Origin of the sequence: Kineococcus sp. TRM81007 (genome assembly GCF_022669155.1) — a bacterium.
Classification (GTDB): Bacteria; Actinomycetota; Actinomycetes; order Actinomycetales; family Kineococcaceae; genus Kineococcus.
In genome coordinates, this window is the sequence record NZ_JALBVB010000056.1 from 90,532 (window position 1) to 106,061 (window position 15,530).

General features: G+C 72.9%; 15 protein-coding genes. 10 read left to right on the forward strand and 5 right to left on the reverse strand.

Annotated features, from left to right (window positions below):
* Positions 1 to 245: 245 nt before the first annotated feature.
* From MN205_RS14615 to MN205_RS14635, 5 genes are all read left to right on the forward strand, one after another.
* Complete coding sequence (locus MN205_RS14615) at positions 246 to 638, forward strand: TraR/DksA family transcriptional regulator (RefSeq protein WP_242128558.1); 393 nt, start codon at positions 246 to 248, stop codon at positions 636 to 638.
* Positions 639 to 715: 77 nt separating this feature from the next.
* On the forward strand, positions 716 to 1,276 hold the full coding sequence (lspA, locus tag MN205_RS14620) for a signal peptidase II (protein WP_242128560.1): 561 nt from the start codon (positions 716 to 718) through the stop codon (positions 1,274 to 1,276).
* Positions 1,269 to 2,192: an RluA family pseudouridine synthase gene (locus MN205_RS14625; protein ID WP_242128562.1), complete on the forward strand. Its 924-nt coding sequence runs from the start codon at positions 1,269 to 1,271 to the stop codon at positions 2,190 to 2,192. Before lspA ends, MN205_RS14625 begins: the two co-directional genes overlap by 8 nt.
* 98 nt (positions 2,193 to 2,290) lie before the next feature.
* Positions 2,291 to 5,836: a DNA polymerase III subunit alpha gene (gene dnaE / locus MN205_RS14630; protein ID WP_242128563.1), complete on the forward strand. Its 3,546-nt coding sequence runs from the start codon at positions 2,291 to 2,293 to the stop codon at positions 5,834 to 5,836.
* Positions 5,833 to 6,321 carry a hypothetical protein gene (locus tag MN205_RS14635; protein WP_242128566.1) on the forward strand — a complete coding sequence of 163 codons (489 nt, stop codon included), beginning with the start codon at positions 5,833 to 5,835 and terminating at the stop codon, positions 6,319 to 6,321. The genes dnaE and MN205_RS14635 overlap by 4 nt, the downstream gene beginning before the upstream one ends.
* Positions 6,322 to 6,330: 9 nt before the next feature.
* Here MN205_RS14635 and ybaK read toward each other — a convergent pair whose 3' ends face one another.
* Both ybaK and MN205_RS14645 read right to left on the reverse strand, forming a co-directional pair.
* Positions 6,331 to 6,846, reverse strand: a complete 516-nt coding sequence (gene ybaK / locus MN205_RS14640; RefSeq protein ID WP_242128568.1) for a Cys-tRNA(Pro) deacylase — start codon at positions 6,844 to 6,846, stop codon at positions 6,331 to 6,333.
* Positions 6,847 to 6,859: 13 nt separating this feature from the next.
* On the reverse strand, positions 6,860 to 7,546 hold the full coding sequence (locus MN205_RS14645; protein ID WP_242128570.1) for an LON peptidase substrate-binding domain-containing protein: 687 nt from the start codon (positions 7,544 to 7,546) through the stop codon (positions 6,860 to 6,862).
* Positions 7,547 to 7,670: 124 nt separating this feature from the next.
* On the opposite strand from MN205_RS14645, the gene hisD reads away from it, so the two are divergent.
* Both hisD and MN205_RS14655 read left to right on the forward strand, forming a co-directional pair.
* The gene (hisD, locus tag MN205_RS14650) at positions 7,671 to 8,984 is read left to right on the forward strand and encodes a histidinol dehydrogenase (RefSeq protein WP_374115949.1); all 1,314 of its coding nucleotides are present in this window, start codon (positions 7,671 to 7,673) and stop codon (positions 8,982 to 8,984) included.
* Positions 8,981 to 9,526: a hypothetical protein gene (locus MN205_RS14655; protein WP_242128573.1), complete on the forward strand. Its 546-nt coding sequence runs from the start codon at positions 8,981 to 8,983 to the stop codon at positions 9,524 to 9,526. Before hisD ends, MN205_RS14655 begins: the two co-directional genes overlap by 4 nt.
* A 78-nt stretch (positions 9,527 to 9,604) precedes the next feature.
* Here MN205_RS14655 and MN205_RS14660 read toward each other — a convergent pair whose 3' ends face one another.
* Both MN205_RS14660 and MN205_RS14665 read right to left on the reverse strand, forming a co-directional pair.
* On the reverse strand, positions 9,605 to 9,955 hold the full coding sequence (locus MN205_RS14660; RefSeq protein WP_242128575.1) for a tyrosinase family oxidase copper chaperone: 351 nt from the start codon (positions 9,953 to 9,955) through the stop codon (positions 9,605 to 9,607).
* 8 nt (positions 9,956 to 9,963) lie between these two features.
* Positions 9,964 to 10,848 (reverse strand): tyrosinase family protein, encoded by an 885-nt coding sequence (locus MN205_RS14665; protein WP_242128577.1) that lies wholly within the window; start codon positions 10,846 to 10,848, stop codon positions 9,964 to 9,966.
* Between the two features lie 373 nt (positions 10,849 to 11,221).
* Between MN205_RS14665 and MN205_RS14670 the strand changes: the two genes are divergently transcribed.
* Positions 11,222 to 11,593: a GNAT family N-acetyltransferase gene (locus MN205_RS14670; RefSeq protein WP_242128579.1), complete on the forward strand. Its 372-nt coding sequence runs from the start codon at positions 11,222 to 11,224 to the stop codon at positions 11,591 to 11,593.
* Here MN205_RS14670 and MN205_RS14675 read toward each other — a convergent pair.
* The gene (locus tag MN205_RS14675; RefSeq protein ID WP_242128581.1) at positions 11,590 to 12,663 is read right to left on the reverse strand and encodes a GNAT family N-acetyltransferase; all 1,074 of its coding nucleotides are present in this window, start codon (positions 12,661 to 12,663) and stop codon (positions 11,590 to 11,592) included. The genes MN205_RS14670 and MN205_RS14675 overlap by 4 nt on opposite strands.
* Before the next feature lie 498 nt (positions 12,664 to 13,161).
* Here MN205_RS14675 and MN205_RS14680 point away from each other — a divergent pair, with 498 nt between their 5' ends.
* Both MN205_RS14680 and MN205_RS14685 read left to right on the forward strand, forming a co-directional pair.
* Positions 13,162 to 14,013, forward strand: a complete 852-nt coding sequence (locus MN205_RS14680) for a dolichyl-phosphate beta-glucosyltransferase (protein WP_242128583.1) — start codon at positions 13,162 to 13,164, stop codon at positions 14,011 to 14,013.
* Between the two features lie 103 nt (positions 14,014 to 14,116).
* Complete coding sequence (locus MN205_RS14685) at positions 14,117 to 15,526, forward strand: glycosyltransferase family 4 protein (protein WP_242128585.1); 1,410 nt, start codon at positions 14,117 to 14,119, stop codon at positions 15,524 to 15,526.
* Positions 15,527 to 15,530 lie beyond the last annotated feature (4 nt).

A 15,530-nucleotide genomic window follows, 5' to 3' on the forward strand; every position in this document is an offset into this window, starting at 1 on the left:
CACGTCGGCGTGGGGGGTGGTGGTGGCGGGGAGCCGCGCCGAACACCCAGTTGGGTGACTTCCTGTTTCCAGTTGCTTACGGACAGTCATATCCCTAGTGTTCCCCGCACGCGGCAGGCGGCCGTGTCGAACGAAGGGGGACCACCGTGGGGGTAGCGGCTTCGGGAACGTCGGCCACGCGGCGCGGCGGTGCGCCGGTGGGGACGGCCCGCGCCCGGTCGGGCGGTGCGGCGCGCGCTGCGGCGGTGCGCGAGCTGCCCGTGAAGGAGACCGAGGAGGCGTGGACACCCGCCGAGCTGGACGAGGTGCGCACCGAGCTGGAGGCGGAGATCGACAGGCTGACGCGCCAGGTCGACAAGGCGACCAGCTCCTTCTCCGCGCTCGTCGCCGGCGGTGAGGGAGCCGGTGACGACCAGGTCGACCACGGTGCGGCCACGGCGGGCCGTGAGCACGAGATGACGATCGCCAACAACGCCCGCGACCTGCTGGAGCAGACGCAGCGGGCGCTGGTGCGCATGTCCTCGGGCGCCTACGGCGCGTGCGAGTCCTGCACCGGCCCGATCGGCAAGGCGCGCCTGCAGGCCTTCCCGCGCGTGACGCTCTGCGTGGCCTGCAAGGCCCGCGGCGAGCGGCGCTGACGTCTCCCGCCCGTCCGCCCGGCCCGGGCGGACGGGCGGAGCACCGGCACCCGGCGGCGTGGGAGACTCGTGCGGCCATGACCGATCCCGCCCCCACCGGCCCCCCGCTGCCCGGCGCGCGCCCGCGGCGCGCCTCGTGGGCCCTCGCGCTCGCCCTGCTCGTGTACGTGCTGGACCAGGTCACGAAGGTGCTGGCCGTGGCCCACCTGGAGCCCGGGGTGCGTGAGCCGTTCGTCGGGGAGCTCCTGCAGTTCCACCTGATCCGCAACCCCGGGGCGGCGTTCAGCTTCGCCACCGGCAGCACGTGGATCTTCACCGTGGTGGCCGTGGCGGTGGTGGTCGCGGTGCTGTGGCTGGTGCGGCGCCTGCGCAGCACCGGCTGGGCGTTCGCGTTCGGCTTCCTGCTGGCCGGTGCGGCGGGCAACCTCACCGACCGGCTCGTGCGCCAGCCCGGCTTCGCCCGCGGCCACGTCGTGGACTTCCTGGAGCTGCCGCGCTGGCCGATCTTCAACGTCGCGGACGCGAGCATCTGCGCGGCCGCCGTGCTCATCGCGGTGCTGTCGCTGCGCGGGGTGGACCTGGACGGCACCCGCGAGCAGCGCAGCCCCCGCGGCGCGGGGGAGGGCTCCCGTGCCTGAGGTCCGCAGCCTGCCGGTCCCCGACGGCCTGGAGGGCGAGCGCGTCGACGCCGCCCTCTCCCGCCTGCTGGGTCTGTCCCGCACCCGCGCCGCGGAGATCGCCGCGGCGGGCGGCGTGCTCATCGACGGCTCCCCGGCGGCCAAGTCCGACCGTGTGCGCGCCGGCGCCTGGCTGGAGGTGGAGGTCCCCGACCCGCCGTCGGCGCCGGCCGTGGTGCCCGAGGCCGTCGAGGGGCTGACGGTCGTCCACGACGACGACGACCTCGTCGTCGTGGACAAGCCCGTGGGGGTGGCCGCCCACCCCAGCCCGGGCTGGACCGGACCGACGGTGGTGGGGGGCCTGGCCGGTGCGGGGTACCGCATCGCCACCTCCGGTGCCGCCGAGCGCCAGGGCGTGGTCCACCGCCTGGACGTGGGCACCTCGGGCCTGATGGTGGTGGCCAAGAGCGAGCACGCCTACTCGGCGCTCAAGCGCGCCTTCAAGGAGCGCACGGTCGAGAAGGTCTACCACGCGGTCGTGCAGGGGCACCCGGACCCGCTGCGCGGCACGATCGACGCCCCCATCGGGCGCCACCCCGGCGGGGCCTACAAGTTCGCCGTGACCGCCGAGGGCAAGCCGTCGGTGACCCACTACGAGGTCCTGGAGGCGTTCCGCGCCGCCGCCCTGGCGGAGGTGCACCTGGAGACGGGCCGCACGCACCAGATCCGCGTGCACTTCGCCGCGCTGCGGCACCCGTGCGTGGGGGACCTCACCTACGGGGCGGACCCGACGCTGGCGGCCCGGCTGGGCGTCTCCCGCCAGTGGCTGCACGCCGTCCGCCTCGGCTTCGAGCACCCCGGCACCGGCCGGGCGGTGGAGTTCACCAGCGCGTACCCGGCCGACCTCGCCACGGCGCTGGAGCGCCTGGCCGGCTGAGCCGGCCAGGCCCGGCGAGGCTCCCCGGCCCTGTCGCAGGGGCCACCTACGATCGATCCCGCACCACCCCCGCTGCACCGCTCAGGAGGCGCCTCACCATGGCATCCGCCGACTCGTTCGCCCACCTGCACGTGCACACCGAGTACTCGATGCTCGACGGTGCGGCGAAGGTCGACGACCTCTTCCGCGAGGCCGCCGCCATGGGCATGCCCGCGGTCGCCACCACCGACCACGGCTTCGTCTTCGGCGCCTACGACTTCTGGAAGACCGCCAAGAAGCACGGCGTGAAGCCGATCATCGGCGTGGAGGCCTACCTGACGCCGGGCACCGCGCGCCAGGACAAGACGCGCGTGAAGTGGGGCGAGCAGGGCACCCGCCCGGGTGACGACGTCTCCGGCTCGGGCTCGTACACCCACATGACCATGCTGGCCGAGAACACCGCCGGCATGCACAACCTCTTCAAGATGAGCTCGCTGGCCTCGCTGGAGGGCTTCCTCTACAAGCCGCGCATGGACCGCGAGCTGCTCAACACGTACGCGAAGGGCCTCATCGCCACCACCGGCTGCCCGTCCGGCGAGGTGCAGACCCGCCTGCGGCTGGGGCAGTACGACGAGGCGCGCGCGGCGGCGGCGGAGTTCCGCGACATCTTCGGCGCGGGCAACTTCTTCTGCGAGCTCATGGACCACGGCCTGGACATCGAGAAGCGGGTCCAGGACGACCTGCTCAAGCTCGCCAAGGACCTGGACCTGCCCCTGCTGGCCACCAACGACCTGCACTACACGCAGGCCTCCGACGCGCAGGCGCACGCGGCGCTGCTGTGCGTGCAGTCCGGTTCCACGCTGGCGGACCCCAAGCGGTTCAAGTTCGACGCGGACGAGTTCTACCTCAAGAGCCCCGCGGAGATGCGCCACCTGTGGCGGGACCACCCCGAGGCGTGCGACAACACCCTGCTCATCGCCGAGCGCTGCGAGGTGGAGTTCACCGAGTCCACCGGCGCCTACATGCCGCGCTTCCCCTGCCCGCCGGGGGAGAACGAGGAGAGCTGGTTCGTCAAGGAGGTCTGGAGCGGCCTGGCGGCGCGCTACCCGGACAGCATCCCCGACGAGGTGCGCAAGCAGGCCGAGTACGAGATCGAGGTCATCGTCTCCAAGGGCTACGCCGGCTACTTCCTCGTCGTCGCCGACTTCATCAACTGGTCCAAGGAGAACGGCATCCGGGTGGGTCCGGGCCGCGGTTCCGGCGCCGGGTCGATGGCCGCGTACGCCATGAAGATCACCGACCTGGACCCGCTGCGCCACGGCCTGTTCTTCGAGCGGTTCCTGAACCCCGAGCGCATGTCGATGCCCGACTTCGACGTCGACTTCGACGAGCGCCGGCGCGGTGAGGTGATCCAGTACGTCGTCGAGAAGTACGGGACCGACCGCGTCGCCCAGATCGTCACCTACGGCACCATCAAGGCCAAGCAGGCCGTCAAGGACTCCTCGCGCGTGCTCGGGTTCCCGTTCTCCATGGGCGAGCGGATCACCAAGGCGATGCCGCCGGCCGTCATGGGCAAGGACATCCCGCTGTCGGGCATCTTCGACCCGTCGCACAAGCGCTACTCCGAGGCGGGGGAGTTCCGCGAGCTGTACAAGACGGACCCGGAGGTCGTGCGGGTCGTCGACACCGCCCGCGGCCTGGAGGGCCTGAAGCGGCAGTGGGGCGTGCACGCCGCCGGCGTCATCATGTCCTCGGACCCGCTGATCGACCTCATCCCCATCATGAAGCGCGAGGCCGACGGCGCGATCATCACCCAGTTCGACTACCCGACGTGCGAGACGCTCGGGCTGGTCAAGATGGACTTCCTCGGTCTGCGCAACCTGACGATCCTGGACGACGCGCTGAAGAACGTCGTCCTCAACGGCAAGGACCCGGTCGACCTGGACTCCCTGGAGCTGGACGACCCGGCGACGTACGCGCTGCTCGGGCGCGGTGACACCCTGGGCGTGTTCCAGTTCGACGGCGGCCCGATGCGGTCCCTGCTGCGCCTGATGCGCCCGGACAACTTCGAGGACATCTCCGCCGTCGGTGCGCTGTACCGCCCGGGGCCGATGGGTGCCGGTTCGCACACCGCCTACGCGCTGCGCAAGAACGGTCAGCAGGAGATCACCCCGATCCACCCCGAGCTGGCCGAGGCCCTCGAGGAGGTCCTCTCCACGACGTACGGCCTGATCGTGTACCAGGAGCAGGTCATGTCGATCGCGCAGAAGGTCGCCGGGTACAGCCTCGGCAAGGCCGACCTGCTGCGCCGCGCGATGGGCAAGAAGAAGCGCGAGGTCCTCGACGCCGAGTACGTCGGTTTCGAGGCCGGCATGAAGGAGAACGGTTTCTCCGCCGCCGCGGTCAAGGCCCTGTGGGACGTCCTCGTCCCCTTCTCCGACTACGCGTTCAACAAGGCGCACTCGGCCGCCTACGGGCTCGTGTCCTACTGGACGGCGTACCTCAAGGCGAACTACCCGGCCGAGTACATGGCCGCGGTGCTCACCAGCGTGCGCGACGACAAGGACAAGTCGGCGCTGTACCTCAACGAGTGCCGCCGCATGGGCATCCAGGTGCTGCCGCCGGACGTCAACGAGTCCAGCGCGAACTTCACCGCGGTCGGCAAGGACATCCGCTTCGGCCTGACGGCCATCCGCAACGTCGGCGCGAACGTCGTCGACGCGATCGTCGCCGCCCGGGGGGAGAAGGGCCGCTACGAGTCGTTCACGGACTTCCTGACGAAGGTGCCTGCCGTGGTGTGCAACAAGCGCACCATCGAGTCGCTCATCAAGGCCGGCGCGTTCGACTCCCTGGGCCACCGCCGCCGCGCGCTGGTCGCCAAGCACGAGGACGCCGTCGACGCCGTCGTGGACGTCAAGCGCAACGAGGCCATCGGCCAGTTCGACCTCTTCGCCGGCCTCGGCGGCGAGGACGGCGCGGGGTCCGCCAGCGGCTTCACGGTGGAGATCCCCGACCTGCCGGAGTGGGAGAAGGGCGAGCTGCTGGCCCACGAGCGGCAGATGCTCGGCCTGTACGTCTCGGACCACCCGCTGTTCGGGCTGGAGCACCTGCTGGCCAACGCCTCGGACTGCTCGATCGCGTCGTTGAACACCGACGAGTCGCGTCCCGACGGTTCGCAGATCACCATCGCCGGCATGATCACCGGCTTGCAGCGCAAGACCACCAAGCAGGGCAACCAGTGGGCCATCGTGACGGTGGAGGACCTCGAGGGCGCCATCGAGTGCCTGTTCTTCCCGCAGGCGTACATGACCGTCGCCCCGCTGCTCGCCGAGGACCTCGTCGTGGTGGTCAAGGGCCGGCTGAACCGCCGGGACGAGGTGCCCACGATCTACGCCTCCGAGCTGCAGGTGCCCGACGTCAGCGTCACCGACGGCATGCCCGTCACCGTCTCGCTGCCCACGGCCCGCTGCACCCCGCCGGTCGTGGAGCGCCTGCGCGACGTGCTGACCACCCACCCGGGCACCACGGAGGTCCGCCTGCGCCTGACGAGGGCGGGCGGGGGAGCGGGAACCCTCATGCGCCTGGACGACGCCCTGCGGGTGACGCCGAGCCCGGCGCTGTTCGGCGACCTCAAGGCGCTGCTCGGCCCGACGTGCCTGGCGTGACGGACGGCACGTCGGACCAGGGGAGCGGCGCCCGCGGGGTGCGGTTGCCGATGGCGCTGCTGCTCGGCCAGGCGGTCGCCGGCCCGCTGCTGGGGGTGCTGTGGTGGGCGCTGGCCCGCCGCCCCGCGCCGTGGCTGGTGGGGGAACCGGTCGTGGTCACCGGCGCGGCGTACCCGATCGCCCGCGACGGCTCCTTCGCAGCGCTGACGGCGCTGGCCGGCCTGGTCGCCGGCGCTCTGGTGCTGCGCTGGGCCCGGGAGCACCCGCTGCCGGTCATGGTGGCGGGGCTGACCGGGGCGCTGGCCGGGTCGCTGCTGACGGTCGCGACCGCCGGCGTCCTGCCGCCGTCGGACCCGTCGGCGCTGGCGCACGTGTCCGTGTACGCGTGGGCGGTGGTGCTGGTGCAGCCGCTGGTCGTCAGCGTCGTGGTCGCGGTGGTGAGCCTGGCGGGCGCGCTCGTGGCCTGGACCCGGTCGGAGGCCTGAGGACCGTCGTCAGGACCGCGCGACGGCCGCGTACCGCCCGCCCGTGGCGGCCAGCAGGTCTCCCGGCGCCAGCTCCACCTGCAGACCGCGCCGCCCGGCGCTGACGAACACGGTCGCGAACCCCTCCGCCGACGAGTCGACGACCGTGGGCAGCGTCGTCCTCTGCCCCAGCGGGCTGATGCCCCCGACGACGTACCCGCTGGAGCGCTGGGCGCGGACCGGGTCGGCCATGGCGGCCTTCTTGCCGCCGGCGGCCGCGGCGACGGCCTTGAGGTCGAGCATCGCGGCGACCGGCACGACGGCCACGGCGAGCCGGCCGTCGACGTCCACCAGCAGCGTCTTGAACAGCCGCTCCGGGGTGACGTCCACCCCCTTCTCCCGAAGCGCCCGCACGGCCTCCTCGCCGTAGGCGGTGCTCGTGGGGTCGTGCTCGTACGGGTGCACGGTGTGCGCGGTGCCGCGCTCGGCGAGCGCGCGCAGCGCCGGCGTCCCTGCCTCGGGGCGTGCACCGCGGTGCTTGGCCACGTGGACCTCCCGGTCAGTTGGGGTTGGGCTGCTCGCCGGGCGGCTCGGTGGCCGGTACCGTCCCCAGCGCCGCCACCAGGGCGATCTCCTCCTTCAGCAGGGCCAGCTCCTCGCGCAGCCGCGCGCGCGTGTCGTGCGCCTCCAGCAGCCGCTGGCGCTCGGCCAGCGGCAGCACCGCCGCCGCGGCCACGAGGTACGACAGCACCGACGGGTCGGTGGGGGCGGTGGAGCCGCCGATGCCGAGCTGGTCGCGGTACTCGGCGAAGCGCCGCTCGACGGCCGCGGCCAACGCCGCCACGTCGGCGGGCACGGGAGCCTCCTCGCCCTCCTCGGCCTCCTCGTCGTCGCCGTACGGCTCGACCAGGCCCATCGGGTACGGGGTGCCGGCGTCCTCGTCCAGGCCCAGCAGCCGGAACCGGGTGGCCCCCACGGTGACGAGCTCGTAGCGGCCGTCGTCCAGCTCGGTGACCTCGCGCAGCAGCGCGACGCAACCGACCTCGTGCAGGTCGTGCGCGCGACCCTCACCGACCTCGTGGCCGGAGCGGATGGCGACCACCCCGAACCCCTTGAGACCGTCGCGCTCCTCGGCGACGAGGTCCTGCACGAGGCGGCGGTAGCGCGGCTCGAAGACGTTCAGCGGCAGCACCAGCCCGGGGAAGAGCACGCTGCCGAGCGGGAACAGGGGCAGGCGCTGGGGCACCCGCGGGAGTCTAGGGCCGGTGCCGGGCCGGACCGCGCGGGGCGCCGCCGTCCGTACACTCGCTGCCGTGAGCCCTGCCGCCCAGCCCGCCGCCCCGGCCGCCGCCGGGGGAGCCCTCCCCGCGCTGCGCCGCACCGACCTGCGCGGGCGCGTCCTCGACCCCGTGACCCTGCGCACCGTGCTGCCCCGCGCCGAGGTGGACGTGGCCGCCGCCCTGGCCACCGTCGCCCCCATCTGCGAGGACGTGCGCGCGCGCGGCACCGCGGCGCTGGTGGAGCTGACCGAGCGCTTCGACGGCGTGCGCCTGCAGGACGTGCGGGTGCCCCGCGAGGCGCTGCGCGCGGCCCTGGAGCAGCTGGAGCCGCGGGTGCGCGCGGCCCTGGAGGAGAGCGTGCGCCGCGCGCGCCTGGTCCACGCCGACCAGCGCCGGCCCGACACCACCACCCGGCTGGCCGACGGCGGCACCGTCACCGAGCGGTGGGTCCCGGTGGGGCGCGTGGGGCTGTACGTGCCCGGCGGGCGCGCGGTGTACCCCTCCAGCGTCGTCATGAACGTGGTGCCCGCGCAGGAGGCCGGGGTCGCCTCCATCGCGGTGACCAGCCCGGCGCAGAAGGAGCACGGCGGCCTGCCGCACCCGACGATCCTGGCCGCCTGCGAGCTGCTGGGCGTTGACGAGGTGCACGCGGTCGGCGGTGCGCAGGCGGTGGCGATGTTCGCCTACGGGGCGCGCGACGCCGCCGGGGACGTGGTGGTGGCGCCGGTGGACGTGGTGACCGGTCCCGGCAACATCTACGTCGCCTCCGCCAAGCGGTACGTGCAGGGCGTCGTCGGCATCGACTCCGAGGCCGGCCCCACCGAGATCGCGGTGCTGGCCGACGACACCGCCGACCCGCGGCACGTCGCGGCGGACCTCATCAGCCAGGCGGAGCACGACCCGATGGCCGCGGCGGTCCTCGTCACACCCTCCGCGGCGCTGGCCGACGCCGTCGAGGCGGCGCTCGCCGAGCGCGTGCCGCAGGCGAAGCACGCCGCCCGCATCGCGGAGGCCCTGGGCGGCAGCCAGTCCGGGATCGTCCTCGTCGACGACGTCGACGCGGGGGTCGCGGTGGTGGACGCCTACGCCGCCGAGCACCTGGAGGTGCAGACGGCCGACGCGCGCGCCGTCGCCGCCCGGGTGCGCAACGCCGGGGCCGTCTTCGTCGGCGCGCACGCGCCGGTGTCGCTGGGCGACTACTGCGCCGGCTCGAACCACGTGCTGCCCACCGGCGGCACGGCGGCGCACTCGGGGGGCTTGAGCGTGCAGACGTTCCTGCGCGCCGTGCACGTCGTGGACTACGACGAGGCGGCGCTGCGCGAGGTCGCCGGCCACGTGGTGGCCCTGGCGGAGTCGGAGGACCTGCCCGCGCACGGGCAGGCGGTCACGGTGAGGTTCTCGTGAGCGAGCGTCCCGCGGACCCGGGTGACGGGGAGGAGCCCGGCGAGGGCCTGGGGGAGGACTTCGACTTCGACGCGGCCTTCCAGCGCGAGTTCGGCCCCAAACCGCCGGTGCGTTCGGTGCTCGTGGTGCCGGTCGCGGACGCCCGCAAGCTCGCGGAGGTGTGCACGCTCGCCGGGGTGCGCGCGCACGTGGTGCCCGTGCGCGGGCTCGGCTGCGTGCTGGTCACGCACGACCCGGCCACCGGCGAGGACGACGTGCGCTCGCTGTCCACGGTGCTGCGCCAGGTGGAGCTGCTGCTGCTGACGGTGCGCGAGGAGGCCATCGACGGGCAGAGCTGGACGGCCGGCGAGCGCGGCGAGGACCCCCGGCCGGGCCTGCTGCTGTCGGTGTGGCCGGACCAGGTCCAGCAGCTCGTGCTCGGGCGCCTCGACCCCGCGGAGGCGGCGGGTGCCGCGCAGGGTGGCGAGGGCGGTCGCGCCGGTGCGTTCTGGAGGTTGTTCCGCAGGGACGACGGCCGCGGCGCGGGCGGGGACCAGGCGTAGCGCTCGCTCGTCCCCACCCGCGGCCGGTGACCCGGGGCAGCGGCCGCGGGCGGGACGGGGTGCCGCCGGCACGGCCCCCTAGATGATCAGCAGCTCGGCGTCCTCCGCGTCGATGACCGCGCGGGCGAGCTGCTGGGGTGAGGAGTACTCCGTGAACGGGAGGGCGTGGGTGACGTAGCGGTTGCGCGGCCCGCCCCGGTGGACGTGGATCTCCTTCCGACCGTTCACCCGCACCCGCACCTGCGCGTGTGCGACGCCGTGGCCGTGGCTCTGGTGGACGATGTCCACCCTGCGGCCGCGGTAGGTGAAACGCTCCTCGGGAGGGGGGCCGGCGGCCTCGGCGTCCGAGAACGGCTGGACCACGGTCCCGATCGCCACGCTCGAGAACACCGCCCACGTGCCGGCGATGTAGTGCCTGCGACTGATCACGATGCCTCCTAGGCGTACCGGTAACCGAGCGTCCTGATGTCCAGAACGCTCCCGACCTGGCGCGGCGTGAGCAGGTGCCGCATCTCGTCGCTCCTGTTGTGCCCGGCCGGCCCCCCGGAGACGGGTTGGTACTTGTAGACGATGCCGTACCGGGCCTGCCACGCCCACCAGATGCGGTCGATGTTGCAGTGGTGCAGCCAGAAGACCGGGTCGTTCGGCGACGTCCCGGGGAGCATGTCCCCGCCGACCCACAGGTGCACCTGGTTGTGCAGCCTCGAACCGCCGTGCCAGCCCTCCAGGCGGTTGCGGAAACCGGCGACGGTCGCGTCCCAGGGTGCCGCGTCGTAGACGGTGTACCGGTCGAGGGCCTCGGTGACCTGTGCCTGGTCGGGGAAGGTCCTGATGCCGCCGGGGTCCCGGCCGAGGCGGCGGACGAGGCCGGGGGTGGACCGGGGCACGAAGGAGCCGGTACTGCCCTCGTGGAGGAGGGCGACCCAGGAGGCGAAGGGACCGTCCAGCACGCGGTTGCCGGATTCGGCGGCACCGTCGGAGCCGACGTAGTCGGCGGTCCAGAAGCGCGACCGTCGCGGATCGCCGCCGTTGAGCTCGCTCTCCCGTTCCCACATCCAGTAGGGCAGCCCCTCCAAGGTGGGGTCCACGGCCAGCAGGGCGTTCTCCAGCTCCAGGAGCGAGGCGCGGTGCCACGGCAGGAACGCGGGGCCCTGGTGAGCGACGTTGCGCGCGGAACCTGCGGGCGTCGCCGTGCTCATCGCGTCCATGTGCCGCCGGGTGAAGGCGTCGTAGGTGCCGTCGTCCTTCAGCACGTTGAGCGCGGCGGTGAACCTCTTCACCTCCTCCAGCGGCATGCTGAGGATGTTCCTCCGTACGGGCATCAGCTGCTCCCTCCTCTCGCAGCACTCCACGGTGGGCTCCGGTACGGGCCCTGCTCCGGAAGCTGTATGCGCCCCCGGCGCACGATCCGCGTCCGGGAGAACCATAGGCGTCAGGCCGTGCCGGTGGTGCGGTTCCGGCGAAACCGTTCACCGGAGCGGAAGCCCGTGTTCCCGAGCGCGGTCAACGGCTAGGGTCCTCACCCGTCAAGAGGTCGCGTCCGAAGGTGTTTCGAGGGTCGAGGAGACGCACGTGCCGGAGTTCTCCGTCAGAACAGCCCGTCTCACGGACCACGCGGCCTGCCTCCGGCTCGCGCGCTCCCTGGCCGAGCTCCACGAACGGCACGGTTCCGGGAATGCTGCGGCAGCGGAACCCATGGCGCGGCAGCTCCTGCGTGCCGCCGTCCTGCACCGCAGTTGCACGGTGCTCGTGGCCGAGGTCGACGGTCGCGTCGTGGGCTGCGCCAGCGCCCGGCTGGTGCTGTCCCCGCTGCGGAGGATCCTCGTGCAGGTTTCGGGTGGCGCGCGTGCCGCCCACGTCGACCTCCTCGTCGTCGAGGACGGGTACCGCGGCCGGGGCATCGGTGCGGCGTTGCTCGACGTGGTCTGCCGGTGGGCCCGCGACAGGGGAGCGCACAGCGTGGACCTGCAGGTCCACGAGTTCAACCGTTCCGCGGCGGCGCTGTACGAACGAGAGGGTTGGCTCGACACCAGGCGGACCATGACGCGAACGCTGGGTCGGGGCTAGCGCCTCAGGGTCGACAGCAGTCGCTGCACGCTGCGCCGGGTCTCGGGGGTGGTCCTCCGTCGGAGCTCCGTCGCGAGGGCAAGTCGTCCGCGATCGGCGTGCTGCTCCAGGCGGCCTCGGGTTCCCCGCGGGAAGACCCGCACGGACGACTGCCTGCGGACTCCCGTGGAGAACTCGCGCTTGAAGGGGTCGTCCTCCCCGAGGTGCTCCAGCGTGTGGAGGTCCGGCCGGGAGAACCCCTCCGCGATGAGCCGGTTCAGCATCAGGACCCCCGGACCGAAGGCCCGGTGGGCGGGCGCGTAAGCGGTCTTCACGCCGTACGAGGTCCCGTTCTGCTCGAGGTTGAGGGAGAACGCGATGGGCTCACCGTCGAGGGTGAGGAAGTACAGGCGCAGCAGGCCTGCGGACGCGGCCCAGGTGCTGGCGCTGCGGTAGAACGCCGTCGTCGCCGGCCGTGACAGCACCGCGGTGCCCTCGTCGCCCTTCCAGCCTGCGGCTTCCAGTTCGAGGCCCCGCTGCAGGGTTCCGATCAGGTCGCGGGAGAGGTCGTGGCTGGTCATGCGAAGTTCGCCGATCGCTGCGAGCCGACGCTCGTTCCGTCGCAGGTCCCTGCGGCGCGATGCGGTGAGGGTCTGCTCCTGGAACTCCTCCCAGTCCCCCTGCACGCTCGTGCACGGGGACCGGCGCAGGGGGGCGACCGAGACGGGCAGGCCGCGGGCACGCGAGTTCCTGAGGAGGTCCTCCTGGTTCCCGTCGTCGGGGGAGAACCGGAGGGTCAGGCCGTGTCGTTCGACGTGCTGCCCGAGCAGCGGGTGGAGCGCTTCCGCGTCCAGAGCCACAGGCCCCATGACGGGCGTCTCCGCGTTGGTCGGGCAGTGGAGCGAACCGTTCTTCCGGACGACGGGCAGGAGCGCGGCCAGTCGCCCGTCGCGCCGGATCGTGAGGGCGTGCAGCGCGCGGCGGGGTTCGAACGCGGACATCCACGCGTGGATCCACCCGGGCCTGAGGAACGGGGGGGCACCGGACAGCACGGCGAGGTCGTCCCACTCCGCGCTCAGCGCCTCGTCCACGATGGCCAGGTGCGCCCCGCCACCGCCCCGGGGGCCGAGTTCCGGGCGTCGGTTCCGCCGGCCGAGCGGGGGTGTTCCCGTCCGGCTGGGGGTTGCGGGGTTGTTCCGGTGCGGTGCTGGTGGAGGCAGCGGTGAGGTCAGCGAGCCGTCGTTCACGTGTCGTTCACCCCTCTCGGAGGAGCCGTGGTTTGGGTGCAGCCTGGCACCGTCGAGGTACGGCCCGCAACGAGTTCGTGCGCCCGAGGTTCCTCCGGGATCGCCCGGTCCCCCTTGTCGGGGTTCATGACCCTCTTTCGGGGACGGTACCCGTTCATTGCTTTGAGTGACATATCTACTACTTGCTGTGATTACGCGGAATCGGCCGCCGGTGGGGAGCCGAGAGTGCTCGGTGCGCGGGGAGAAGTCGTGCTGTTTCGGAGGGTTACTTTCACGGAGAGTCTCCACTACGCTGCGATCGGCGACGCTGCCATCCCCCCTACTTCGACGAGGGAGACAGACATGCCGGACGGTGCCAACGTGCTGGGCCCGCCTTCTCTTTCGGTGTCGACCCCACCTGCAGCCGTCCTGCCGGCCGCTCGCTACGCCAGTTCCCTGGAGGGCGCGCGCAGCGCCGAGGTGGAGTTGATCCCGCCTCCGCGCGCCGACCTCGACCTGGTCATCCCCGCCTACAACGAGGAACGCCGCATCAGCCCGACCGTCGAGGCCCTCGTGGCGGAACTCGGCAGTTCCTCCTACTCCGTCCGTCTGATCGTCGTCGACAACGGCAGCGTCGACACCACGGCCGACGTCGTCGACAGGCTGAGCGCGCGCCACCGCCTGGTGGAGTTGATCAGCTGCCAGGAGAAGGGCAAGGGGGCTGCGGTTCGTGCGGGAGTGGCGCACGCCACGGCTCCGTTCGTCGGGTACGTCGACGCGGACCAGTCCACGCCCCCCGAGGCGGTCCTCACGGGCCTGGCCATCCTCACCTCGGGGTGGGACGTGGTCATCGGCTCGCGGAGGGCCTTCGGCGCGCGGTACGTCGTGCCCCAGTCGCTCGTCCGGCGGCTGGGCAGCAGGGTCTTCAACCTGGCCGCGACCACCGTCACCGGGAAGGTGAGCGACACCCAGTGCGGCATGAAGCTCTTCCGCACCGAGGCCGCCAAGCACGTCTTCGCCGCCGGAACCCTGAACGGGTTCGCGTTCGACGTGGAGGTCATCGCACGCGCGAAGCAGGCGGGCCTGCGGGCCATGGAGCTGCCGGTGGCGTGGGCGGACAGCGAGGGGTCGAGCTTCCACCCGCTGCGCGACGGTTTCCGCGCCTTCGCCGAGCTCCACGCCGCTCGCAAGGTGCTCCGCGCGGGAACCGCCTGAGCAGTTCCCCGCCGGCAACCCCCGGGCAGCACGTGTGCCCGTCGGTCCCTCCTGCCCTGCAGCGTTCTCCGCGCAGAGGCACCCCTCCCCGAGGAGTACTCCCATGCTCGTCATCACGAACTGGCGCGACCTCGACCACCCCGAGGCAGGCGGTGCCGAAGTGGTCTGCCAGGAACTCGCACAGCGCTTCGCCCGAGCCGGCGAGGAGGTGGTCCTCGTCTGCGCCGACGTGCCCGGAGCCCCGCGCGAGGAGGAGCGGGACGGGTACCGCATCGTCCGTCGCGGCGGGCGCTTCACCGTGTACGGGCACGCCCTGCTGTGGCTGCTCCGGCACAGGGACAGGGTCGACGGCCTCGTCGACTCGCAGAACGGCATCCCGTTCTTCTCGCCCGCCGTGCTGCCGCGCACGACACCGGTCCTGATGCTGCTCCACCACGTGCACCAGGACCAGTTCGCGAAGTACTTCCCCGCACCGGCCGCGGCCGTGGGGCGCTGGCTCGAGAGCGCGGGCAGCCGGGCGGTCTACGGGCGCCGCGGGATCCTGGCCGTGTCCCCCTCCACGAGGACGGACGCACGCCGCCGGCTCGGTCTGCGCGGGGAGATCTGGGTGACCCCTCCCGGCTGGTCGGTCAGCGAGCAGGTGCGCACGGCCACGCCGGAGCGCACCGCTCACCCGTCGGTCGTGTGCCTCGGCAGGCTCGTCCCCCACAAGCGCACCGAGATGGTGATCCAGGCCTTCCCCACCGTGCTGAGCCGGGTCCCGGACGCGCGGCTCACCATCGTCGGCCGCGGCACCGAGGGGCCCCGTCTCCGGCAGCTGGCGGCCGACCTGGGCATCGCCGACGCGGTGTCCTTCAAGGAGGGCCTCGACGACCTGCAGCGCGACCAGGTGCTGTCGACCGCGTGGATGACGGTGAACGCCTCGCAGGGCGAGGGCTGGGGCCTGTCGGTCGTCGAGGCCAACGCCCTGGGTGTGCCCGCCCTCGCCTTCCGCCGGCCGGGCCTGCGCGACTCGATCGTCGACGGGGAGACCGGCTGGTTGATCGACGACGACACCGATCTCGGGGAGGCCGTCGCGACCGCCCTCGGCGAGCTGCGGGACGAGGGCCGTGCGCACCAGGTGGCGCAGCACGCCCGGCGCTGGGCGTCGAGGTTCACCTGGGACGCCATGGCGCAGCGGGTCCTGGGCGCCCTCGAGTCGGAACGCCGCGCGCTGGCGCTCGGCGGCCGGAACCGCCGGACGTCGTCGGACGTCAGCACGGTTCTGACTGTCCCGCTCACCGCACTGCCGGAGAACTGGAAGGACGCCGTGCGCCGCGCTGACGCGTGGGAGCGCAGCGGGGACACCGTCTCGCTGCTGTGCCGGGGGGCGGACACGCAGAACGTGAGCCGGGTCCTCGAACGCCTGGGGGTGCGGGACGAGGACGCCTCCCGGCACCGGGTGTCGGTGTCGGTCGCCCGCACCGCCGACCTGCTGCGGCTCTCCTCCCCGGCCACCCAGGGCAGTGCGTGAACCG